The 21,237-nt window shown below is 66.2% G+C and carries 22 protein-coding genes; 12 read left to right on the top strand and 10 right to left on the bottom strand.

What is annotated here, in order from left to right:
- Nucleotides 1–63 precede the first annotated feature (63 nt).
- Complete coding sequence (locus K32_RS12185; RefSeq protein WP_201404258.1) at nucleotides 64–657, top strand: ParB-like protein; 594 nt, start codon at nucleotides 64–66, stop codon at nucleotides 655–657.
- Nucleotides 658–711: 54 nt separating this feature from the next.
- Here the strand turns inward: K32_RS12185 and K32_RS12190 are convergent, their stop codons facing one another.
- Together K32_RS12190 and K32_RS12195 are read right to left on the bottom strand one after the other, a co-directional pair.
- Nucleotides 712–1,134, bottom strand: coding sequence for an organic hydroperoxide resistance protein (locus K32_RS12190; RefSeq protein ID WP_201404259.1), 423 nt, complete (start codon nucleotides 1,132–1,134; stop codon nucleotides 712–714).
- Between the two features lie 158 nt (nucleotides 1,135–1,292).
- Nucleotides 1,293–2,030 carry an SDR family NAD(P)-dependent oxidoreductase gene (locus tag K32_RS12195; RefSeq protein ID WP_201404260.1) on the bottom strand — a complete coding sequence of 246 codons (738 nt, stop codon included), beginning with the start codon at nucleotides 2,028–2,030 and terminating at the stop codon, nucleotides 1,293–1,295.
- A 205-nt stretch (nucleotides 2,031–2,235) separates the two neighbouring features.
- Between K32_RS12195 and K32_RS12200 the strand changes: the two genes are divergently transcribed.
- The 3 genes from K32_RS12200 to K32_RS12210 all read left to right on the top strand — a co-directional run bounded on the left by K32_RS12200 (nucleotide 2,236) and on the right by K32_RS12210 (nucleotide 3,905).
- Nucleotides 2,236–2,805 (top strand): TetR/AcrR family transcriptional regulator, encoded by a 570-nt coding sequence (locus K32_RS12200; RefSeq protein ID WP_201404261.1) that lies wholly within the window; start codon nucleotides 2,236–2,238, stop codon nucleotides 2,803–2,805.
- 62 nt (nucleotides 2,806–2,867) lie between these two features.
- Nucleotides 2,868–3,428: a TetR/AcrR family transcriptional regulator gene (locus K32_RS12205; protein WP_201404262.1), complete on the top strand. Its 561-nt coding sequence runs from the start codon at nucleotides 2,868–2,870 to the stop codon at nucleotides 3,426–3,428.
- Between the two features lie 12 nt (nucleotides 3,429–3,440).
- Nucleotides 3,441–3,905 (top strand): nuclear transport factor 2 family protein, encoded by a 465-nt coding sequence (locus tag K32_RS12210; protein WP_201404263.1) that lies wholly within the window; start codon nucleotides 3,441–3,443, stop codon nucleotides 3,903–3,905.
- A gap of 48 nt (nucleotides 3,906–3,953) precedes the next feature.
- Here K32_RS12210 and K32_RS12215 read toward each other — a convergent pair whose 3' ends face one another.
- The 3 genes from K32_RS12215 to K32_RS12225 all read right to left on the bottom strand — a co-directional run bounded on the left by K32_RS12215 (nucleotide 3,954) and on the right by K32_RS12225 (nucleotide 6,167).
- The gene (locus K32_RS12215) at nucleotides 3,954–4,781 is read right to left on the bottom strand and encodes an aldo/keto reductase (protein WP_201404264.1); all 828 of its coding nucleotides are present in this window, start codon (nucleotides 4,779–4,781) and stop codon (nucleotides 3,954–3,956) included.
- Between the two features lie 22 nt (nucleotides 4,782–4,803).
- Nucleotides 4,804–5,646 carry a pirin family protein gene (locus K32_RS12220; protein ID WP_201404265.1) on the bottom strand — a complete coding sequence of 281 codons (843 nt, stop codon included), beginning with the start codon at nucleotides 5,644–5,646 and terminating at the stop codon, nucleotides 4,804–4,806.
- 83 nt (nucleotides 5,647–5,729) lie between these two features.
- Nucleotides 5,730–6,167, bottom strand: a complete 438-nt coding sequence (locus K32_RS12225; protein ID WP_201404266.1) for a DoxX family protein — start codon at nucleotides 6,165–6,167, stop codon at nucleotides 5,730–5,732.
- Nucleotides 6,168–6,429: 262 nt separating this feature from the next.
- Between K32_RS12225 and K32_RS12230 the strand changes: the two genes are divergently transcribed.
- The 6 genes from K32_RS12230 to K32_RS12255 all read left to right on the top strand — a co-directional run bounded on the left by K32_RS12230 (nucleotide 6,430) and on the right by K32_RS12255 (nucleotide 12,808).
- Complete coding sequence (locus K32_RS12230; protein WP_201404267.1) at nucleotides 6,430–7,329, top strand: LysR family transcriptional regulator; 900 nt, start codon at nucleotides 6,430–6,432, stop codon at nucleotides 7,327–7,329.
- 144 nt (nucleotides 7,330–7,473) lie between these two features.
- Nucleotides 7,474–8,550: a LacI family DNA-binding transcriptional regulator gene (locus K32_RS12235; RefSeq protein ID WP_201404268.1), complete on the top strand. Its 1,077-nt coding sequence runs from the start codon at nucleotides 7,474–7,476 to the stop codon at nucleotides 8,548–8,550.
- A gap of 86 nt (nucleotides 8,551–8,636) precedes the next feature.
- The gene (locus K32_RS12240; RefSeq protein WP_244669947.1) at nucleotides 8,637–9,923 is read left to right on the top strand and encodes a sugar ABC transporter substrate-binding protein; all 1,287 of its coding nucleotides are present in this window, start codon (nucleotides 8,637–8,639) and stop codon (nucleotides 9,921–9,923) included.
- A gap of 4 nt (nucleotides 9,924–9,927) precedes the next feature.
- Entirely contained in the window at nucleotides 9,928–10,845 is a 918-nt protein-coding gene (locus tag K32_RS12245) for a carbohydrate ABC transporter permease (RefSeq protein WP_244669948.1), read from the top strand.
- Between the two features lies 1 nt (nucleotide 10,846).
- Nucleotides 10,847–11,680, top strand: a complete 834-nt coding sequence (locus K32_RS12250; protein ID WP_201404269.1) for a carbohydrate ABC transporter permease — start codon at nucleotides 10,847–10,849, stop codon at nucleotides 11,678–11,680.
- Nucleotides 11,681–11,731: 51 nt separating this feature from the next.
- Entirely contained in the window at nucleotides 11,732–12,808 is a 1,077-nt protein-coding gene (locus K32_RS12255) for a Gfo/Idh/MocA family protein (RefSeq protein ID WP_201404270.1), read from the top strand.
- 62 nt (nucleotides 12,809–12,870) lie between these two features.
- On the opposite strand, the gene K32_RS12260 is transcribed toward K32_RS12255, so the two are convergent.
- Nucleotides 12,871–13,275 (bottom strand): low affinity iron permease family protein, encoded by a 405-nt coding sequence (locus tag K32_RS12260; protein WP_201404271.1) that lies wholly within the window; start codon nucleotides 13,273–13,275, stop codon nucleotides 12,871–12,873.
- Nucleotides 13,276–13,666: 391 nt separating this feature from the next.
- Here K32_RS12260 and K32_RS12265 point away from each other — a divergent pair, with 391 nt between their 5' ends.
- Nucleotides 13,667–14,698: a DNA topoisomerase IB gene (locus K32_RS12265; protein WP_201404272.1), complete on the top strand. Its 1,032-nt coding sequence runs from the start codon at nucleotides 13,667–13,669 to the stop codon at nucleotides 14,696–14,698.
- Here K32_RS12265 and K32_RS12270 read toward each other — a convergent pair.
- Nucleotides 14,675–16,645, bottom strand: a complete 1,971-nt coding sequence (locus tag K32_RS12270; protein WP_201404273.1) for an acyltransferase family protein — start codon at nucleotides 16,643–16,645, stop codon at nucleotides 14,675–14,677. The two genes, K32_RS12265 and K32_RS12270, sit on opposite strands and share 24 nt — an antisense overlap.
- Nucleotides 16,646–16,977: 332 nt before the next feature.
- On the opposite strand from K32_RS12270, the gene K32_RS12275 reads away from it, so the two are divergent.
- Nucleotides 16,978–18,213, top strand: a complete 1,236-nt coding sequence (locus tag K32_RS12275) for a DUF763 domain-containing protein (protein ID WP_201404274.1) — start codon at nucleotides 16,978–16,980, stop codon at nucleotides 18,211–18,213.
- A 16-nt stretch (nucleotides 18,214–18,229) separates the two neighbouring features.
- Here the strand turns inward: K32_RS12275 and K32_RS12280 are convergent, their stop codons facing one another.
- Genes K32_RS12280 through K32_RS12290 form a run of 3 tightly spaced genes read right to left on the bottom strand, consistent with a single transcriptional unit; the run spans nucleotide 18,230 to nucleotide 21,234 of the window.
- A complete protein-coding gene (locus K32_RS12280; protein ID WP_201404275.1) occupies nucleotides 18,230–19,180 on the bottom strand; it encodes a sugar phosphate isomerase/epimerase in 951 nt (316 codons plus the stop codon).
- 14 nt (nucleotides 19,181–19,194) lie between these two features.
- Nucleotides 19,195–20,301: an ABC transporter ATP-binding protein gene (locus tag K32_RS12285; protein WP_201404276.1), complete on the bottom strand. Its 1,107-nt coding sequence runs from the start codon at nucleotides 20,299–20,301 to the stop codon at nucleotides 19,195–19,197.
- An 18-nt stretch (nucleotides 20,302–20,319) separates the two neighbouring features.
- Nucleotides 20,320–21,234, bottom strand: coding sequence for an ABC transporter permease subunit (locus K32_RS12290; RefSeq protein WP_201399817.1), 915 nt, complete (start codon nucleotides 21,232–21,234; stop codon nucleotides 20,320–20,322).
- Between the last annotated feature and the right edge of the window lie 3 nt (nucleotides 21,235–21,237).

Genomic DNA, 21,237 nt, shown 5'->3' on the forward strand with positions numbered 1-21,237 from the left:
TCATCTCGCCTGTTTCGAGGAGGCTCGTCTCGAAACCTATCCCGTGCCCAAGAGAGAACAGTCATGCGGATAATCGATATTCTGAGCCTCCGTCCGACCCAGTTGACGGCCGGATTCCGCGAGGTCGAGCTGAGACGACGCAGGTTGCGGCAAACCGGGTTCAGCAAGGACGACCTGCAGAGCTATCACCAGATCCCGGTGGTGAGCGGCCCGAAGGGACACAGCTACATTCTGGATCATCACCACCTGGCGCTCGCGCTCCATCTGGAGGGCGTCAGCCAGGTGGTGATCAATCCGATGGCGGATCTGAGCGCCCTCTCCCGCGGCGAATTCTGGTTCGTCATGGAGAGAATGAACTGGGTCTACCTCTACGACCGGGACGGGATCCTTCGGACAAGCGCCGACATCCCGAAGACGATCGAGAAACTGAAGGACGATCCCTTCCGATCCCTCGCCGGAGAGCTCCGGCGCCAGGGCGGCTTCGCGAAGGACACGACCCTCTACAGCGAGTTTCTCTGGGCCGAGTTCCTGCGCCGACGCATCGGGGATCGCGTGGACCATGATTATGGGGGAGCGCTCAAGAAGGCGCTCAAGCTGGCCAAATCGAAGCAGGCCAACTACCTGCCCGGCTGGTGTGGCCGGGATCCCGATGAATGAAGCCCGGTCGGCGCTGCCCGCATGGAACGGCGCGGCCAGCAAGACCCGATGCGTCTACCGGGCGGTGACGGAAATCTGCACGTCGATGTTGCCGCGGACCGCGTTGGAGTACGGGCAGGTGCGGTGGGCTTCCGCGACGATCGCCTCGGCCGTCTCGGGATCGACGCCGTCGATCGTCACATCGAGTGCGACCGTCAAGGCGATCTGGCCGTCATCCTTCGAGACGAGCCCGACGGTTGCGGCAACCGCGACCTGATCGTCGGAAATCCTGTGCCGGCCGCGCGCGACATGGATGACGGCGCTGCCGAAGCAGCCGGCATAGCCCGCGGCGAACAATTGCTCCGGGTTCGGCGCGCCGCCGCGTCCGCCGATGGCGACGGGCTGCGCCAGCTTCAGGGCGAGGAGACCATCATCGCTGGTTGCGGTGCCGTTGCGGCCGCCGACGACGTCCACCTTGGTCGAATAGAGGGTCTTCATGAGCGCTCCGCTGCGCAACGGGCTAATGGGCGGGGAGGCAGGGGCGCCGGCGGCGGGGGTAGGGTAATCCCGCCGAGGCTCGACGCCCCTGCCCGCCTTCAGTCAGGTCGTGAGACCGACCGGCAGACAGCCGGCCGGCCTCCTCGAACCGACAGAACTCAGGCGGTAAGGCCGCCATCCACGGTGAATTCCGAGGCGGTCGAATAGCTCGATTCATCCGAGGCGAGATAAACGATCAGGTTCGAGACCTCCTCGACCGAGGCGAGGCGCTTGACCGGGATACGGGCGTTGATCGCGGCGACGCGCTCCGGATCCGGCTCGTCGACCAGCGGCGTCAGGATGATGCCCGGCAGCACGGTGTTGACGCGAATATTGTACTCGGCGAGGTCGAGCGCCGCGACGCGGCTCATGCCGCCGATCGCCGCCTTGGCGGCGGTGTAGGCGATGTTGCCCTTGACGCCGCGATTGACGGCGGCGGACGAGACGTTGACGATCGAGCCGGAACCAGCGCGCCGCATGGACGGCACCACGGCCTTCATGCCTAGGAACACGCTGTGCTGGTTGACGGCGACGATCTTCAGATATTCCTCGTAGCTCGTATCCTCGATCTCCTTGAGCAGGACGATGCCGGCATTGTTGACGAGGATGTTGATCGGACCGAAGGCGGCCTCCGTCTCGGCGACGACACGATCCCAGTCTTCCGGCTTGGAGACGTCCTGCTGGATGAACAGCACGTCGTCGCCCAGTTCCTTCGCCAGTTCCTCGCCCAGCTCGACCCGGATATCCGTGAACGCGACCTTGGCGCCCTCTCTGACGAAGGCGCGCACGTGCGACGCACCCTGTCCGCGCGAACCGCCCGTTACGATGGCAACCTTGCCCTCTAGTCTTCCGGTCATAGTCTTCTCCAACCTGATGCCGAAGCCGGCATCCAAGCGCATGCATTGCGAGTTCATTCGCCCCGTGGCGGTCGCCGCCGAACGGCGTCCCCTACCCCGCGCGGCCTTCGGTTCCGATTGCGGAGCCGCGACCCGACCGTCATGTGGACATTGTCAACATAGGTAGCAGGGTTGACGCTGTCAACGCGGCCACCCATGATGCCGCATGCGCTCATCCCGGTTCGAAGATCTCCTTTCCGCCGCCGCCGACCTGCTCGATAACGCAGGTGCTGCGGCTGTCACCCTGCGCGATGTCGGCAGCGCCGTCGGCGTTTCGCACAACGCGCCCTACCGCCACTTCTCGAACAAACAGGACATCCTGGAAGCGCTGATCGCCCGCGAGATCATCGCGATGTGCCGGATCGCCGGAGAGCAGAAGAGCCCGGCCACGGTGCAGACGCTGACGCTGATCTTCGCCGAGTGGGCGCTCGCCCATCCCGAGCGCTTCCGGCTGCTGATCCAGCAATGGCCGCGCGGCGAGCGGGAGGATCTGCGCAACGCCATGCTGCGCTGGGACGAGATGTATATCGAGGCGACCGAGGCGGAGCAGGCCAGCGGCACCCTCCCCAACGGCGATCCGCAACGCCTGAGCTATCTGGTCCGCTCGGCCACGCTCGGCTCGATCCAGCACTATCTGGCCGCGGGCGGCGCCGGTGTGCCGCGACCGGCCGACATCATCGTCGACCTCTTCCGCTATCTGGAGCGTGACGCCCGCGCGGAACGGGACGGCTTGTAGCCCGCCGGGTCTGCTCGGATTGCGATTATTGACATAATTCGACAACATGTCAGAATGTCAGCATGAACAAGACAGCTGACATTCGCCGGGCGTCCGTCGTCGACGCCGCGACGCCGGTATTCCTACGCTACGGCTTCGGCCGCACCACGATGGCCGACATCGCCAAGGCTTCGGGCCTGACGCGACCGACCCTCTACCTGACCTTTCCCGATAAGGAATCGGTGTTTCAGGCGGTCGTCGAGACGATGGTCGAGACGAAGCTCGCCGAAGTCCGGGCCGGCACTGCGGAATTCCCCACCCTCGCCGGCAAGCTCCTCTATGCCTGCAACGCCTGGGCCGCCGACGGCTATGACCTGGTGCAGGCCCACCCCGACGCGCGCGACATGTTCGATCTCGGCTTCAAGTCGGTCTGCGCCGGCTACCAGGCCTTCGAGGATCTGATCGGCGACCTGCTGCGAAACGCTCTCGAGCGATCCCCGCTCGAACTGTCGACGCCGGCCCTCGCGCGATCGATCGTCTACGCCCTCAAGGGTTTCAAGGACATCGCGACCGACAGCGCCGATCTCCGCGCGCTGATCGCGACGCATATCGCCGTCGTCAGTACTGCCCTCCAGGAACGATAGGATCCCCCCGGAATGACCCTTCACACCTCGATTTCGCCGGAAGAAGCCGCCGACCGGCTGGCGATCCGCCAGTTGGTCGATGCCTATGCCCATTGCGCCGACCGGCGGGATGCCCGCGGGCAGATGAACCTGTTCACGACCGACACGGTCTTTCAGGTCTTCATGGACAGCCGCGTGGCCGAGCCGACGCAGGTCCTGCATGGCCGGGAGGCGCTCGCGCCGGTGTTCGACAATCTCAACACCTATCAGGCGACGACGCATTTCAACGGCCAGAGCACGGTCGAGGTCGACGGAGATACGGCGACGGGCGAGAGCTATTGCATCGCCCACCACCTGACCGTCACGGGCGAGACGCGGACCCTGATGGTGGCGTCGATCCGCTATCTCGACACGTTCCGCAAGCAGGATGGCGCCTGGCTGTTCGCCGAGCGCAAGCTGATGGTCGACTGGACCGATACGCGCCCCTCGTCTCCCTGAGCCAGCCCTAGGGTCAAGACCGGCGGCCGGGCGTCGAAAATGCCCGGCTCAGTCCCATGCCGGCGACAGGACCGGCGGGCTGACGATGCGGCTGTTCGGGCGAGCGAGCGCGGCGATCCCGTCCATCTCATGCGGGCCGAGCTCGAAATCCGAGATCGCAAGGTTCTCCGCGACGCGGTCGGGTCGGGTGGTGCGCGACAGGGCGACCACCTGGTGCTGCTGGACGAGCCAGCGCAGCACGACCTGTGCGACGCTGCGACCGTGGTTCGCCGCGATCTGGAGCAGGACGGGTTCGGAGAAGACCCGACCGACCGACATGCCGCAATAGGCGGTCACCGCCATGCCGGCCTCGCGCGTCGCCTCGATCAGCACCGACTGGTCGAGGAACGGGTGATATTCGAACTGGTTGGTGACGAGCGGCGCGTTGGAGAGCTTCACCGCCTGCCGCAGCAGGGCTCTGTTGAAGTTGCTCACGCCGATGTGGCGGACCTTGCCCGATCGCGCCACCTCGTTGAGGCTGCCGATCTGCTCGGCGAGCGGCACGTCGCTGCCGGCCGGCCAATGCAGCAGCAGCAGGTCGATATGGTCGGTGCGCAGGCGGCGGAGGCTCTCCTCCACCGAGGGAGCGAACGCCCGGCGCCCGTAGTTCGACACCCAGACCTTCGTCGTCAGGAACAGCTCGGCGCGGGGGATGCCAGAGGCGGCGACGCATTCGCCGACCTCGGCCTCGTTGCGATAGATCTGCGCGGTATCGATGTGGCGGAAGCCGGCGTCGAGCGCCGCCGGGATCATCCGCAGCATCTCGTCCCGCGCCATGCCGTAGGTTCCGAACCCGATGGCGGGAATATGGGCGCCATTGGCGGTGACGATCTTCATGACGCGGTATCCCTCACGCCGATCAGAGCCGGCCGTCGCGGACCAACTCGCCCTCGATCTCGCGGATGCGGGTCTCCCCCGCCTCGAGCGCGGCGGCCGAGGTGTGGACCGAGTAGTAGCCGAGCACCAGCTCATGCGGATGCGGCACGGCGGAGCCGAGCACGAAATGGCTGTCCTCGTCGGCCCAGAACGTCACCGGCTCCGCGCCGGGCTCGAAGATCGCCATTTCGCCGGCCTCGATGCGGCCCGATGCCGTCGCCACGGCGCCGCGACCGACGGCGACCCAGAGTACCTCGTGGCCAACCGGCGGCACGTAGGTCCATTCCTCGCCGGCGCGCAGCACCACGGCGAGATAGGCGATGGACGACGGCGGCTCGATCTCGTTGGCGACGCCGAGATAGGCGCCGAGCAGCACGCGCACCGGCCCGACCTTCGGGATATCGGCGGGTCCCTGATAGAGGCTCGCGGAGGGGCCAAGCTCCAGATGCGGCGGCAGCGCGATCCAGAGCTGGAATCCCCAGGCGCGGCCGGGATCGCCGGCGCCGCCGCCATGCCAGACACCCTTGCCCGCCAGCATCCATTCGACGCCGCCCTCGGGCAGCATGCCGGTCATGCCGTTGGTGTCTTCGTAGCTGACGCTGCCCTCGGCCATGTAGGTCACGGTGGCGATGCCCGAATGAGGGTGCAGTCCGAAGCCGTGGAACGTCTCGCCGCCATTGTCGAACAGATCGAGGAAGACGAACGGCTTCAGGACTTCGCCGAGATCGCTCGGGCTGATGAAGCGGGTGATCATGCCGCGGGTCCGGCCGCGGGTCTTCAGGGCGACCGATCGGGCGACGCGCAGAGATTGGGCGATGGAGGACATGGCGAACCTGCTGACAGGAGATCAGGGAAAGGCGCCGTCCGGGTGGTGCTTTGGTGCCCCCACCCGGACGGCCCGGAGCAGGCTCACGCGGACAGGGCGCGCGGCTGCTGGATGGAACCTTCCGGCTCACGACGCGCACGGCGCGCGTCGAGGCTGAACGAACCAGCGCCATAGGCGACGACCTGAAGCAGACCGCCGGTGATGGCGATGTTCTTCATGAAATGGATCATCGTGTTCTGGTCGGCGAGGTTGTTGTGGAAGAAGAAGGCGGCCATCAGCGTGAAAACCGCCATCACGGCCGCGACCGGACGGACGCGATAGCCTGCGATGAGGAGAAGGCTGCCGCCGACTTCGACGACGACCGCGCCGAGATAGGCGAGCAGCGGCGCCGGCAGGCCCACCGAGGCGATATAGCCCTGGGTGGCGGCCGCGGCGCCGAGCTTGCTGAGGCCGCTCAGGAGAAACAGAATGCCGATGAGAAGACGGCCGACAGCGGCCGTGCCGTTCAGGGTGTTGTTCATGGGTCAGGTCCTTTGCCTTCGGCCGCCGGAAAGGACGATCCCTCCGCAGCCCGTAAATCCGAGCGATCGTGCGACTTTGCTGCGACCCTCCCCTCACAATTAGACCCCGACTTCATCCGGCAAAACGCGTATAATTCCGACAGATACGTTCAAGGAATTCGAACGATCCAACGCCGGCCCACCGGGCCGATCGCCGGCCGGAGCTTCGACTTTCCAGCGGACAGAGCCCGGATCGGGCGCCATCGTTCAGGAGAATGGATACTTGCCCGCCATCGGTACCCCCAGCCTGGACCAGATCCGGGTCTTCCTGACGGTGGTCGAAATCGGCAGCTTCGCCGGGGCGGCCCGCAAGCTGAACCGTGCGACCTCGGCCGTCAGCTACACCATCGCCAATCTGGAACAGCAGCTCGGGGTGAAGCTGTTCGACCGCGAGCACACGCGAAAACCGGTCCTGACGGATGCCGGCCAGGCGGTACTGGCCAAGGCGCATGCGGTCTCCTCCGGCGTCGACGACCTGCGCGCCAGCGTAAGGGGCCTGCTGGACGGACTGGAGGCGGAGTTGACCGTCGTCGTCGACGTGATGTTCCCGCCGGCGCGCGTCGCCGACGCCCTGAAGGCCTTCGAGACCACCTTCCCGACCGTGAAACTGCGGCTCTACATGGAGGCGCTGGGCGCGGTTCCGCAGCTCGTGCAGCGCGGCATCGCGACGGTCGGCTTCGGCGGCGGCATGCGCATCGTCGGCGGCGGGCTCGAGATGATCAGCCTGGGCGACGTCGAGATGATCCCGGTCGCCGCCCCCGGCCACCCGCTGGCCCAGCTGCAGGGCGCCGCCAAACCCGGCGAGGCGCGCCGCCACCGCCAGCTCATCCTCACGGTGCGCTCGCAGTTCGAGGAAGGCGACGATGTCGGCATTTTCGCCGCCGAGGCCTGGCGGCTGGCGGATCTCGGCGCCAAGCGCGCCCTGCTTCTGGCCGGGACCGGCTGGGGCAACATGCCGATACCGACGATTAGCGAGGATCTCGCCGCCGGCAGGCTCGTCCGGCTGGACCTCCCGGAAATCGGCAGCGGCCGCTATCTGCTGCATGCCCTCTACCGGACGCACAGTCCGCCGGGCCCGGCGGCGCGCTGGCTGATCCAGCGCTTCGTCGATCAGACCGACTGAGCGCGATCCGCGGCGACCGAGCGCCCGCGTAGCAACCTTCACTGCGTGACTCCGACTTTTTCAAAGGGACGCATCAGAATCCGCTTGAAACGACTCTGAGATCGATCTCATACTCATGTGAGATCGATCTCAGACGAGAGCCGCATGAAGCCCAGATCCATCACCCTGCTCGATGTCGCTCGTGAAGCCGGGGTCTCCCGCGCCACCGTGGCACGCGTTCTGAGCGCCACCGGCTATGTCGGCGACGAGACGCGGTTGCGGGTCGAGCAGGCCGTGCGGGTGACAGGCTACCGGCCCAATGTCATGGCCCGCAGCCTGCGCACCCAGCGCACCTTCACGATCGGCCATATCCTTTTGGAAATGACCAGCAATCCGTTTTTCGCCCACGTCGCCAGGGCGGTCGAGGGCGAGGCGCTGCGCCACGGCTACAAGTCGCTGCTGTTCAATCACTACAAGAACAAGGAAGCCGAGCGGTTCGGCGTCGAGCGCTTTATCGAGCGCCAGGTCGACGCGGTCATTTTCACCTATCCGATCGATGGCGAGAGCCTGGCGATCCTCAAGGCGGCCGAGATGCCCGTCGTCCAGATCGAGCGCCGCCAGAGCGGCGATACGGACGCCGTCCTCGTCGACAATCGCCAAGGCATCGCCATGGCGATGCAGCACCTGCTGCAGCTCGGCCACCGCCGGATCGGCTTCATCGGCGGCGACCCGGCCCTCTATCCGCACTGGGCGGGCGAGCCCCACTCGATCGAGGACGAACGTCTCGGCGCCTATCTCGACGCGCTGCGCGAGGCCGGCGTCTCGCCCGATCCCGAGCTCGTCCGCCTCGGCGAATATTCGCGCCTCGACGACGGCTCCAACATCGAGGGCTATCGCCACATGCAGGCGCTGCTGGCGCTGAAGGAGCCGCCCACCGCCGTGCTCGCCGCCTGCGACATCCTCGCCGCCGGCGTTCTCCGCGCCACCTATGAGGCGAGGCTGCGGATCCCGGACGATCTGTCGGTCGTCGGTTTCGACGATACGCTCGCCGCGCATCTCGCGCCGCGTCTCACCTCCGTCGCCCAGCCGATGGCGAAACTCGGCCTGACGGCCTTTCAGCTCGCGCTGGCGGCGATCGAGAACCCCGATCACACGCCGCGCACCGTCACCCTCTCCCCCCAGCTCATCCTTCGTGAATCGACCGGACCGGTTCCCCGTATCGCGCCAACGATACGCGGCTAGCCACCGGCTCGATCCAGACCAGACAGAGGAGAACGCCCCTACCGCTTCGCTGACGACCCAAAAATCAAGATACTGGAGGAAACGTCGTGAATCATCGTGCACGTCCGCGCATCCGCGCGGCAGGAATGCTTGCGTCCATCGCCGCCGCCGCCCTGATCGGCCTGGCCCCGATCGCCGCCTCGGCCCAGGAAGCCGTCAAACTCAACTTCTGGGACATGATCTGGGGCCCGCCCGAGTATATCGACTCGGCCAAGGAACTGGTGGCCCAGTTCAACAAGGAACATCCGGAGATCCAGGTCGAGTACCGCTCCGTTCCGTGGAACAACTGGTACCAGACCTTCGTCACCGCGATCAGCTCGGGCACCGCGCCGGACCTGTCGACCGGCGCCGGCTATCAGGCGGTGCAGCTCTACGATCAGGGCGCGATTCGGCCGATCGACGACGTCGTCGAGGAGCTGAAGAAGGACGGCGAGCTGGCCGATTTCCTGCCGAATACGGTCGATACGCTGCGCTATGACGACCACTATGTCGCGCTGCCCTGGGGCCTCGACATCCGCGTCTGGTTCTACCGCAAGGACCTGCTCGAACAGGCCGGCGTCAAGGTTCCGACGACCTGGGAGGAGCTCCGCGCCGCCGCCAAGGCGACCACCAAGGACGGCCGCTACGGCATCGTCGCCTCCGGCGACACGGGCGGATCGCACTTCCTCTATAACGCCCTTCTCAACAATGGCGGCGGGCTCTTCACCCCCGATCGCAAGCTCGACCTGAAGAACGAGCGCAATGTCGAGGCCTTCGAGGCGCTCGCCGGCATGGTCGCCGACGGCTCCGTCAGCCCCGCCAGCACCGGCTACAACAGTGACGACCGCCGCTCCGCCTTCAACCGCGGCCACGCCGCCTTCACGCTCGACGGTCCCGGCCTGATCGCGCAGGCGGGCGACCAGGCCGCCAATATCGGCGTCGTGCCGCCGCTCGCCGGCATGCATGGCGACAAGGGAACGATCTTCTGGGTCAACAACATCATGGTCTACGAGCAGACCAAGCACCCGGAAGAGACGAAGACGTTCCTGAAGTGGTGGTCGAAGAACCAGCTGCCGCTCTGGACCAAGGGCAATTCCGGCCAGCTGCCGGCGCGCGCCTCGATCGCCGCCGACGACTACTTCAAGAAGGACGACGCCCGCGCCTACGTGCTGGAGCACTACGTCCCGGTCGGCAAGACCACGGCCACCAACGCGGCCGGCATCTTCCCCGCCCTGAACGACCTCGAAGGCGAAGGCGCCATGCAGGCCTTCGCCCAGCAGCTCTGGCAGGGCAAGCCGGTCGGCCCGATCGTCGACACCGCTGAATCGCGGCTCAAGTCCATCCTGAAGGAATAGTCCCGTGTCGGTTCGGCCCATGCTTGCCGACGAAACCATGACCTGGCGCGCAAGCGCCAGGGAGTGGTTGCGATCAGGCAATTCGCTCCCCTTCTGGCTGCTCGCGCCCTCGATCTTCCTGATGCTCGCGGTCATCGCCTATCCGATGCTGACCGGGTTCTATTACGGCTTCACGAGCGGCTCGCTGCTGAAGACCGGCAAGTTCGTCGGGTTCGACAACTACGCCCGCCTGCTGCAATCGGCGGACTTCCTGCACGCGCTCTGGTTCAGCCTCGTCTTCGCCGTCTTCAACGTGATCGGCTGCTATGTGCTCGGCCTCGGGCTGGCGCTGCTCATGAACCAGGACGTGCCGTTCCGCGGCTTCTTCCGCGTCGCGCTGCTCCTGCCCTGGATCGTGCCGTCGATCGTGTCGATCGTCAGCTGGCGCTGGATGATGGCGGACCAGCACGCCCTCTTCAACCAGATCATCGGTGTGTTCGGGGGCAGCCCGATCTACTTCCTGAGCGACGAGAACTGGGCGATCGCCGCCGTCATCGCCATCAAGATCTGGCGCTCCTTCCCGTTCATGATGCTGTCGCTGCTCGCCGCGCTGCAGGGCATCGACCGCAGCCTCTACGAGGCCGCCGCCCTCGACGGCGCGTCACGCTGGAACCAGTTCCGCTATGTGACGCTGCCGCAGCTTCGCAACATCTCGATCGTGCTCTGCCTCCTGATGACGATCTGGACGGTCAACGACTTCGACACGCCATGGCTGCTGACGCAGGGCGGACCGGCCAACGCCACCGAGAACCTGGTGCTGCTCGCCTATCGCTACACCTTCGGACGCAACGATGTCGGCCTCGGCTCCGCCGTTTCCTTCGTCACCCTCGCGATCCTGATGGTGCTCGTCGTCATCCTGCTTCGCCGGCAGAGGGAGCGCTGACATGAACAATCTCGCTTCCTCCCGCAAGCGCTGGGGCCTGTTCTGGCTGCTCGTGCTCATCACCGTGATCGTCAACCTGCCGATCATCCTGATGGTGATGAACTCGTTCCAGACGACCGAGCAGCTGGTGAACCGGACGACGATCCTGCCGCATGACCTCACCGTCGCCAATTATCGCTACCTGAACGAACGGACGAATTTCTGGACCTTCCTCTGGAATTCCTTCACCGTCTCGGGCGTCAGCACGATCACCAGCGCGGCGGTCGCGGCACTTGCCGGCTATGCCCTCTCCCGCTTCCGCGGCAGGCTGATCACCGGCTATTCGCGGGCGCTCTTCGTCGTCCAGATGTTCCCGATCATCCTGGCGCTGATCCCGCTGTTCATCCTGTTCCGCACGCTCGGCCTGATCAACAGCCCGCTCTCGGTGATCATCCTCTACACGGTGGTGCATCTGCCGTTCGCGACCTGGATGGCGCGCGCCTTCTTCGACACCATCCCGCGCGAGCTGGAGGACGCCGCCCTCGTCGATGGCTGCTCGCGCTTCGGCGCCTTCGTCCGCATCGTCCTGCCGCTTTCGGGCCCGGGTCTCGCGGCGATCGGCATCTTCTCGTTCCTGTTCTCCTACAACGAGTTCTTCGTCGCCAACGTCTTCCTACGCGACCAGGAGTCGATGACGCTGCCGGTCGGCATCACGATGTTCATGCAGCAATATTCGACCGACTGGGGAAGCCTGATGGCCGCCGCGACGGTCACGGTGATCCCGACCTTCATCCTGTTCCTCGGCATCCAGAAATGGATCACCTACGGCGCGGTCTCCGGCGGCGTCAAAGGCTGACCCTTCCAATCCCCTCCCCGACCAAGACCAACAAATTCAAGGAAACGCATCGTGTCCCAGCAAATCCGCGTCGGCATCGTCGGCTGTGGCGAGGTCGCGCAGGTCATCCATCTGCCTGCGCTGCGAGATCTGCCCGATCTCTTCCGCGTCACGGCCCTTTGCGACGTCAGCCCGTCCGTTCTCGATACGGTGGGTTCCCAGTGGCCGGCGGCCGCCCGCCACGCCGACTATCGTGACCTGGTGACGTCCGACCAGGTCGACGCGGTCCTCGTCGCCAACCCGAATGTCTACCACGCGGAGGTGGCGATCGCCGCCATGCAGGCCGGCAAGCATGTGCTGATCGAGAAGCCGTTCTGCGTCTCGCTCGCCGAAGCCGACGCGCTCGAGGCGGCGGCAGAAAAGGCCGGCGTCACCGTCCAGGTCGGCTTCATGCGGCGCTACGCCCCCGCCTTCACCGAGGCGGTCAAGCATCTCGAGAGCCGGCGCGGCGACATCCTCCTCGCCCGCGTGCATGACGTCATCGGCCCCAACGCCAGGATCATCGACTCGACCTCGAATGTCGCGCGCGGCAAGGACGTGCCCGAGGCCGTCCTGGAAGAAGGCCGCAGCCGCATGAGCGCCGCGGCCAAGGCCGCCGTCGGCGTCGGCGAAGGCCCGAAGTTCAACGCCTACAACCTGCTGCTCGGCCTTTCCAGCCACGACATCTCGGCGATGCGGGAACTGCTCGGCCGGCCGAAAGCCGTCCTGAACGCAACCCAGCACAATGGCGGCCGGGTGATCACGGCGACCTTCGACTACGGCCACTTCGTCTGCCAGTTCGAGACCGCCGTCGACCAGATCCCACATTTCGACGCGCATCTGGAAGTCGTCACGCCGACCGAGATCCTGCGCATCGACTATGACACGCCCTATATCCGCCACCTGCCGGCCAAGCTGACCATCCTGAAGGGACACGGCCCGGCCGGCACCTCGTCCGACACCAGCTTCCCGACGCGCTACGATTCCTTCGGCGTCGAATGGCGCGACTTCCACGCCAACGTCACCGAGAAGCGCATACCGAAGACCTCGCTCGCCGACGCGCGCGCGGATCTGGAGATCTTCCGCGACATGGTCCAGCTGATGCAGTGATCAATAAAGCTGGCGCGGACCGCTTCCGCGCCAGACCCACCAGGGTGTCCCCGCGCCGACCTTCACGCGGCGCGGCGGGCCTCCTTCTCGGCCCGGGTCCGCGCCAACGCCGAATGCGCCCGCTTCGCAGCCGCCTCGCATTTCGCGTGCAGAGCTTCCAGTTCACGGTCCGTCAGCCTTTCGATACCGATGAACTCGTCTTCCGCCTGCGATGAGCGGATCAGTTCGTCGAGCTTGGTCTGCAGCGCGACGCTGTCACGGTTCTGGGTGTTCTGGATCAGGAAGACCATCAGGAAGGTGACGATCGTCGTGCCGGTATTGATGACGAGTTGCCAGTTCTCGGAGAAATGAAAGATCGGTCCGGTGGCGGCCCAGACCAGGACGGCGGCGAGACAGATGAGAAACGCCGCCGAGCTGCCCGTCGCTCGCGCCGTCGCATTGGCGAATTTCTCGAAATATCGCTCCATGGGTTCCTCCAGCCCGCCCCCGACAAGCCGGATTAAAACGGCAGGTTCGGGCGCTTCGTTCCCCTCGCTCGGAGAAAGCAGGCGACCAGCGGAACTTCTCGCCAGGGTCTTTCGTTGCCGCTTTGAAAGTCCCGTGCCCATCGAACGAGGATACCGGATGTCTTCATTCTCCGAAGCGGCGATCCATTCCGAAGCCCAGAGGATCTGGGAGGCAAGCGGCCGGCCCATCTGGTCGCACCCGCTCGACCACTGGGCCACGGCCGTCGGCAACCTTGCCAAGAGCCCGTCGGATGGGGCCCAGCTGCAACCTTCCGCGGATATGGCGACGCCCCGGCCCGGGCAAAGCGGCAAGCCGCTGCAACGGAAGGCCGTGCGATAGGGCGCGGACGCGATGTCCGACACCAAGGACGAGCCGGATTCCGAGGCCGAAATCGCGGCGGAACTCGACATGGAGGGCGTCGAGGGCCTCACCATCCGGCGCCGCCGGCGCGGCAAGGGCTTTCTCTATTTCGATGCGAGGGGAAAGCGGATCCGCTCGAAGAGCGACCTCGAACGGATCGCCCACCTCGCCATTCCGCCCGCCTATGATTCCGTCCGCATCGCCGCCAATCCCGCCTCGCATCTGCAGGCGATCGGCCGCGACGCGGCCGGGCGCTGGCAGCATCGCTATCACGAGGCCTGGACGATCGTTCGCGAGGCGCGAAAGGTCGGGCGGCTGGACGGGCTGATCGCCGTGCTGCCGAAGCTCCGCGCGACGGTGCGGCGCGATCTGGCGCGGCGCGAGCTGGACCGTCGCAAGGCGCTCGCCTGCGCCGTGGCGATCCTCGACGAGACCCATATCCGCGTCGGCTCGGAACCCTATCTGAGCACGTCGGGCGCGCGCGGCGCCGCCACCCTCCTGAAGCGGCAATCGGTGCTCGGCCGCAGCCGCGTGCTGCTCTGCTTTCGCGGCAAGGGCGGCACGCGCTTCCGCTGCACGGTGGTGCATTCGTCGCTGGCGCGGGCGCTCGGGCGCATCACCACCCTGCCCGGCCGCCGGCTTCTGCAATATCTCGATGCCGACGGCGCCGTCCGCCCCATCCGCGCGCCTGACATCAACGCCTATCTGCGCGAGGTGTCCGGCGCGCCGATCACGGCGAAGGATCTGCGCATGCTGGCCGCCAACGCCATCGCGGCCGAGCATTTCGCCCGCCTCGAGCCGGAGGCCAGCGAAACGGCGCGCCGCCGCCAGGTCGCCGCCGTGATGCGGCAGGTCTCGGAGCACCTCGGCAACACGCCCGCCGTCACCCGCAAGAGCTATGTCCACGCCAAGGTGGTCGAGGCCTTCGCCGCGGGAAAGCTGCCGAAACTGCTCCGATCCAGCCGCTCGGCCAACCAACGCAAGCGCGGCGAGACGCTGCTACGACGATTGCTGTTGCTCTGAGGCAACCGGTGGCTCCTCGAAGATCTGCCGCAACATCGGAATCAACCGGTTGCCGCCGCGCTCGCTGAGGTGGTCGTCGTCATAGTAGATCGGCAGGCCGTCGAAGGCCCCCCGGCAGCGGCCATCGGTGCAGAGATAGGGCAAGGGATCGAGGATCTTCACGCCGCAGCGCTGCGCCGCCAGGTCCTGGGCCGCCCAGACGAAGGCATGCCGCTGGTGGTATTCTTCCAGCGAGATGGAAACCTCCCTCGGAATGCCGAGCAAGGCGGCTCGTCCCAGGGTCACAGGAACGTTGACGGGCATTTCGGGGATGGGGCGGACGAGATAGACGGGACGCGTGCGGGCGAACGCGCACGTCGTCGCCACGAGCTTCTCCCGCACATCGTCGTAGAAGGCCTGATCCCGCTTCCGCGCCGTTTTCGTCATGTCGCCTTCATGCGGGTCCGTGTCGATGCCAGTCCGGTTCAGGATCACCAGCGGAGCCTCCGGCAGCGTCTCGATTTTTCGCAGCGCATAGTCCACGAACTCGACGCATCTCACGTCGTCCGGGGTATTCGGCTTCATGCCGCTGATCGTCCGGCAGCCCGCCCGCGTCCAGTCGAGCACATGGAGTTCGGGGTCCGGCAGCACTTTCTCCACCGATCGGATGATGGCGCCCGCATGGCTGTCGCCGAGGACGATCACGCCCAGCTTTGGACCGCCGTAGATGCACTCGGGGACGGCTTTCTGCCCCAGCACATGGCACTCCTCAAACCGCGGATTCTTGTTGCGCGCTTCCGCGAAAATGGCGACGACCTCGGGTGACAGGCGCGCCGGGAAGCCATCCCTCATCTTCACCACTTCGCTCGGGACGATGACGGCGAGGAGCGCGACCAGGATCGCCGCATATCCGGCGCGCAGGGGCAATCGGGAGAGACCGACGCGCGCGGGTGTTTCGACGAAGCGGTAGGAGAGCCAGCCGAGCGCCGCCGTCGCGAAAAATCCGCAGGCGATGGCGACCGGATCCTTCTGCAGGTCGAAATAGAACAGCCCAAAAACGACCGGCCAATGCCAGAGGTAGAGCGAATAGGAGCAGCGCCCCAGCCATTGGGCGACCGCGGTTCCCGTCAACCAGGAATCCTGTCGACCGGCGACCAGGACCAGCGCGGTCCCGACCACGGGGATCGCGGCCCGCCAGCCCGGCCAGGCGACGGACGAATCCAACAGCAGGACCGAACCGAGGATCAGGGCGATGCCGACGATTTCGAGCCCAATCTGGGTGCTCCTGCCGTTGAGCTGGGTCCTGGCAAGCAGAAAGACCAACGCGCCGGCCAGCAGTTCCCAGGCCCGCCATGGCAGCAGGAAGAATGCCCGCTCGGGATAGGTCGCCGAAGTGAAGACCGAAAGCAGGAGCGAGCCGAGCGCGAACCCCGCCAGGGCGAGCGTCAGCTTCCGCCGGCTGGGCATCAGCCGCCACAGCACCAGGACGACGATCGGGAAGAGCAGATAAAACTGCCACTCGACCGCCAGCGACCAGGTGTGCAGCAGGATCTTCTGGTGCGCATCGATGTCGAAATATCCGAATTCACGGCTGAACCGGATGTTCGACACGAAGGCGAGCGCCGTGACCGTGTGCCGTCCAAGAAGCCGGTATTCCTGCGGCGACAGCGCGCTCCAGCCGAGGATCATCAGCACGGCGCAGAGCACCAGCAGCGCGGGAAGGATCCGGCGAGCGCGGGCGAGATAGAAATTCGCCAGGAAGTTTCCGGCCGTCTGCTTTCCGCTCGCGACCTTTTCCACGCCGGCGAGCACGATTCCGGCCATCAGGAATCCGGACAGGACGAAGAACACATCGACGCCGACGAATCCGCCGGAGAAACCGGAAATGCCGAAGTGGAACAGGATGACGGAGACGACGGCCCAGGCGCGAAGGCCGTTGATGTCGGTACGAAAGGCGGGGCTTGGCATTCTCGAATTCGCAGTTTCGGGCGCAAGCGTGCCGCGCCCTGAAGGCGCGGAGGCTGGCGCAATGGGGTGGTGGTGGCTTGGCGGATCGGAGCGCCGATTGAGGAAAACCGGTCCGAAGGCGCTCAGTTCGCTTGTAGGCGGACCTCGACGACTCCGACGGATGGCCTACCTATTAATCGCACATGACTATATTGCAAGCTGACGGGAAGGCACCATTACAACCATTTGGGGTGCCGGCGTCCTGCTACCAGCGTTCGACCGCGAACGGGATCAGGAGCCCTTGCCGTGCTAGACATGGGCCGACGAAGTCTCGAGCAGGGGTGAAATCAGGGATGGCCAGGCGAGCCGGGAGCGCGGATCTGCCTTTGCATGGCGGGCATGTGCCGCGGTGGCTTGCCGACCGGATGACCCGGCTTGGCGCCGTGATCAGCGAGGCGATCGTCCAGGAATATGGCCGCGACGAGCTGCTCCGCCGCCTCGCCCATCCGTTCTGGTTCCAGTCCTTCGGCGCCGTCATGGGCATGGACTGGCATTCGTCCGGGATCACCACCAGCGTGCTCGGCGCGCTGAAGCGCGGGCTGGCGCCGCTCTCCGGCGAACTCGGCATCCATGTCTGCGGCGGCAAGGGGCGGCATTCGCGGCAGACGCCGCAGGAGCTGATCGGCATCGGCGATCGCGTCGGCTTCGACGGCGCGGCGCTGGCCAAGGCGAGCCGCCTCGTCGCCAAAGTCGACAGCGCCGCCATCCAGGACGGCTTCGACCTCTATCTGCACGGCTTCATCGTCGCCGATGACGGCCATTGGGTCGTCGTGCAGCAGGGCATGAGCGACGCGACCCGGCAGGCGCGGCGCTATCACTGGCTGTCGGAAGGGCTGACCAGCTTCGTCGAGGCGCCGCATGCGGCGATCGACGGCCCCCGGCAGGGCGAGATCGTCAACCTGACCGACAAGCGCGCCGGGGCCTCGCGCGACGGCCAGCTCGACATGCTGGCCGATCTCGGCCCCGACAGAATAGCGCTGGAATTTGCCGCGCTGCGGGCGAAGGCGGCCGAGCCGGCGGAGCCGCTGCCAGTGGAGCAGCCGCTGCTGCCGCATCTGATCCTGCCGGCGCATCACGACGTCCGTTCGAGCGATGTGGTGACGCGCCGCCTGCATGGCGCGCTGGCCGCCGCCGCCGAACAGGGACCGGTCGACTATGCCGACCTGCTGCTGGTGCCCGGCGTCGGCGCCCGCACCGTGCAGGCGTTGGCGATGGTGGCCGAGGTGATGCATGGCGCGCCGTATCGCTTCAGCGATCCCGCTCGGTTCTCCTTCGCGCATGGCGGCAAGGACCGCCACCCCTTCCCCGTGCCGCTGCGCGTCTACGACCACACCATCCGCGTAATGACCTCGGCCGTGCAAAAGGCGAAGCTTGGCGAGACCGAGGAGATGGAGGCGCTCCGCCGGCTCGACGAGCAGGCGCGCCGGCTGGAGCGCGTCGCCACCGGCCCGAGCGTGGAAGAAATGATCGCCGACGAGCGCGAACGGTCGGCGAGCTACGCCGGCCGCAGCGTGTTCGGCTGGGAATAGGCCGGCAAGCCCGCGATCAGGCGGCGCGGGCCGCGTGGCGGGCGTTGAGGCGGGCGGCGAGCGCGCGCGCCTTTTCGATCGACTCGGCCCGCTCGGCGTCGAAACGTTCGCCGATCTCCATGATCAGCGCCGTGCCGGGCAGCACGTCGAGGGTGTCGAACACGGTCTCCCACGGCAGGTCGCCCCAGCCGAGCGGCAGGTGCAGGTCGCCGATCCCAAGCGCGATCGCCTCGCTCTGGTGGTAGAACTTCGACAGGGTGTAGGGACGGCCGAAATTGTCGTGCACATGCAGATGGCCGGCGACCGGGCTCATCGCCGCGACCTCGGCGAGAAAGTCGCCGCCGGTGCGGGTCGCCTCGATATAGGCGTGGCCGAAATCGATCGTCGTGACGAGATAGGGATGGTTGATCGCCTGGACCGTCGCGGCGACCTCGGAAGGCTGCTGGCGATACATCTCGTCGTCGACGGCGAAGATGTTCTCGAGCGCGACGCGGACATCGTGCTTGCCGGCGAAATCGGCGAGCTCCTTCAGCGCGTCCGCCTGCATGCGGTCATAGCCGGCGATGACGCGGGCGGGCGCCATCGGCGCATGGCCGCTGTGATGCACGAGGATGTCGGAACCGACGCGATGGCTCAACTCGACCATCGCGCACGCGGCGGCCTTCTGGAATTCGAGGTTCTCGGCGTCCATGAAGTTCGAGACGATCAGGCCGTGAACCGTGTAGCGCAGCGGGAACTTGGCGCAGATATCGGCGAGCCGCCTGGCGCGGCTTTCGATGACGCGGCCGCCGGCGATCAAATCGTCGCCGCAGAGCGACAGCTCGGCCACGTCGGCGCCGAGCTCGACGATGCGGGCCAGCGAGGCCTCGATATGATTCATGTCCCCCGCGTCGGCCGTGGTTGTGAAGCCGACATGGGTGATCCGGTCTTGCGAGATCAGGTCTTGCGAGCTCAGGTCCTGGGTCATGACGGGTCTCCGGGTCAGAGGGCGGTGGCGGCAGGCTGCGTCGCGACGAAGTCGATGCGCAGGCCGGTGTCGTTCGCGTAGAGGTGCACGTCGGCCGGATCGATCCGGACGCCGACGGCGTCGCCGGTCTTGAACACGGCGGCGTCGTTCAGCGCGACGGCGAAGGAGAGTCCGTCGAAATCCGTATGCACGACACGGCCGGCGCCGAGCTCCTCGATGAAATCGACCGTGGCGGGGATAGAGCCGGGCGTGCCGGGCTCGACCAGCTTCGCGGCTTCGGCGCGGACACCGAGCGCGACCTTGTGGCCGACGAGGCGGGCCTCGACGGCGCCGGGAAGCGGGATCTGGCGCTGCTCGTCATAGATGAAGACGCCGTGCCGATCGATCGTGCCTTCCATCAGGTTCATCGACGGCGAGCCGACGAAATTGGCGACGAAGCGGGTGGCCGGACGGTTGTAGACCTCGGCAGGCGTACCGACCTGCTCGATGCGGCCGCCATTCATGACGACGAGCCGGTCGCCCAGCGTCATCGCCTCGGTCTGGTCATGCGTGACGAAAACGGACGTCGCGCCGAGACGGCGGTGCAGGCGGCGGATCTCGGCGCGCATGGCGACGCGCAGCTTGGCGTCGAGATTGGAGAGCGGCTCGTCGAACAGGAACACCTTCGGCTCGCGCACGATGGCGCGGCCCATGGCGACGCGCTGGCGCTGGCCGCCGGAAAGCGCCGCCGGACGGCGGTCGAGAAAGGCCTCGAGGCCGACGACCTTGGCGGTGGCGGCGACGCGCTTCATCCGCTCGGCCTTCGGCACGCCGGCGACCTTCAACGCATAGCCGATGTTCTCGGCCACCGTCATGTGCGGATAGAGCGCGTAGTTCTGGAACACCATGGCGCAGCCGCGCTCGCGCGGCTCCAGATCGTTCACGACCCTGCCGTCGATCCGGATCTCGCCGCCGGAGATCTCCTCCAGCCCGGCGATCATCCGGAGCAGCGTGGACTTGCCGCAGCCGGACGGGCCGAGGATGACGATGAATTCGCCGGCGGCGATTTCGAGATCGACGCCGTGCACGACGGCGTTCTTCGAATAGGCTTTCCGGACGCCCCGGATGGCAATGGACGACATCGGTTTTGGCCTTTCAGATCACTTCTCGGTCGAGATCAGGCCGCGCACGAACCAGCGCTGCATCAGGATCACGACGATGAGGGGCGGCGCCATGATGATGAGCGTCCCCGCCATGGCGACGTTCCAGTCCGGCAGACCGAATTCAGAGGGAATGAGGTTCTTCAGCTGCGTCACGGCGATGCCGAAATTCGGATCGGTGGTGATCAGGAGCGGCCAGAGATACTGGTTCCACGACCAGACGAACATGATGGTGAAGAGCGCGATCATGTTCGGCTTCGACAGCGGAAACAGGATGTCGACGAAGAAGCGGACCGGGCCGGAGCCGTCCATCTTCGCCGCTTCCGCCAGTTCGTCCGGCACCGTCAGGTAGAACTGGCGGTACAGGAACGTGCCGGTCGCGGTGGCGACGAGCGGCAGGATCAGGCCGAGATAGGAATTGAGCAGGCCCCATTCGAGCTTGATCTGCACCCCGGAGACGGTCTGGACCAGCCAGGTGACCCCGGTGATGTTCAGGATCGCCTGGAACGGCGCCAGCGCGTTGGCGGCGACCGCGTAGGTCGGCACAATGCGGACTTCGAGCGGCAGCATCAGCGTGATGAAGATCATCCAGAAGATCAGCGACCGGCCGGGGAAGCGGAAATAGACGATGGCGAAGGCGGCCATCGACGACAGGAGCACCTTGCCGGCCGCGACAGCGCCCGCGAACAGCAGCGAGTTGAAGAGCTTGCGGCCGAGATCGGCGCGAACCCAGGCCTCGTGCAGATTGACGAACAGGTCCGAGCCCGGCATCAGCGGCATCGGCACCGTGTTGACGGTCCGGATGTCATGCGTCGCCGCGACGACGACGATGACGAAGGGAAGCAGGACCGCGACCAGGCCGATCAGGAGAACGATCTGGCAGATGGCATTGAAGATGGGTGTGCGTTCGACCATCGG

Origin of the sequence: Kaistia sp. 32K (assembly GCF_016629525.1) — a bacterium.
In the GTDB taxonomy this organism is placed as follows: domain Bacteria; phylum Pseudomonadota; class Alphaproteobacteria; order Rhizobiales; family Kaistiaceae; genus Kaistia.

Bases quoted from the DNA above. Each gene is read 5' to 3' on its own strand.
- K32_RS12205 (WP_201404262.1), top strand. From the start codon at position 2,868: ATGAACAAGACAGCTGACATTCGCCGGGCGTCCGTCGTCGACGCCGCG.
- K32_RS12190 (WP_201404259.1), bottom strand. From the start codon at position 1,134: ATGAAGACCCTCTATTCGACCAAGGTGGACGTCGTCGGCGGCCGCAAC.
- K32_RS12200 (WP_201404261.1), top strand. From the start codon at position 2,236: ATGCGCTCATCCCGGTTCGAAGATCTCCTTTCCGCCGCCGCCGACCTG.
- K32_RS12195 (WP_201404260.1), bottom strand. From the start codon at position 2,030: ATGACCGGAAGACTAGAGGGCAAGGTTGCCATCGTAACGGGCGGTTCG.
- K32_RS12275 (WP_201404274.1), top strand. From the start codon at position 16,978: ATGGCCAGGCGAGCCGGGAGCGCGGATCTGCCTTTGCATGGCGGGCAT.
- K32_RS12210 (WP_201404263.1), top strand. From the start codon at position 3,441: ATGACCCTTCACACCTCGATTTCGCCGGAAGAAGCCGCCGACCGGCTG.
- K32_RS12285 (WP_201404276.1), bottom strand. From the start codon at position 20,301: ATGTCGTCCATTGCCATCCGGGGCGTCCGGAAAGCCTATTCGAAGAAC.
- K32_RS12270 (WP_201404273.1), bottom strand. From the start codon at position 16,645: ATGCCAAGCCCCGCCTTTCGTACCGACATCAACGGCCTTCGCGCCTGG.
- K32_RS12280 (WP_201404275.1), bottom strand. From the start codon at position 19,180: ATGACCCAGGACCTGAGCTCGCAAGACCTGATCTCGCAAGACCGGATC.
- K32_RS12185 (WP_201404258.1), top strand. From the start codon at position 64: ATGCGGATAATCGATATTCTGAGCCTCCGTCCGACCCAGTTGACGGCC.
- K32_RS12215 (WP_201404264.1), bottom strand. From the start codon at position 4,781: ATGAAGATCGTCACCGCCAATGGCGCCCATATTCCCGCCATCGGGTTC.
- K32_RS12260 (WP_201404271.1), bottom strand. From the start codon at position 13,275: ATGGAGCGATATTTCGAGAAATTCGCCAATGCGACGGCGCGAGCGACG.
- K32_RS12220 (WP_201404265.1), bottom strand. From the start codon at position 5,646: ATGTCCTCCATCGCCCAATCTCTGCGCGTCGCCCGATCGGTCGCCCTG.
- K32_RS12225 (WP_201404266.1), bottom strand. From the start codon at position 6,167: ATGAACAACACCCTGAACGGCACGGCCGCTGTCGGCCGTCTTCTCATC.
- K32_RS12290 (WP_201399817.1), bottom strand. From the start codon at position 21,234: ATGGTCGAACGCACACCCATCTTCAATGCCATCTGCCAGATCGTTCTC.
- K32_RS12250 (WP_201404269.1), top strand. From the start codon at position 10,847: ATGAACAATCTCGCTTCCTCCCGCAAGCGCTGGGGCCTGTTCTGGCTG.
- K32_RS12265 (WP_201404272.1), top strand. From the start codon at position 13,667: ATGTCCGACACCAAGGACGAGCCGGATTCCGAGGCCGAAATCGCGGCG.
- K32_RS12235 (WP_201404268.1), top strand. From the start codon at position 7,474: ATGAAGCCCAGATCCATCACCCTGCTCGATGTCGCTCGTGAAGCCGGG.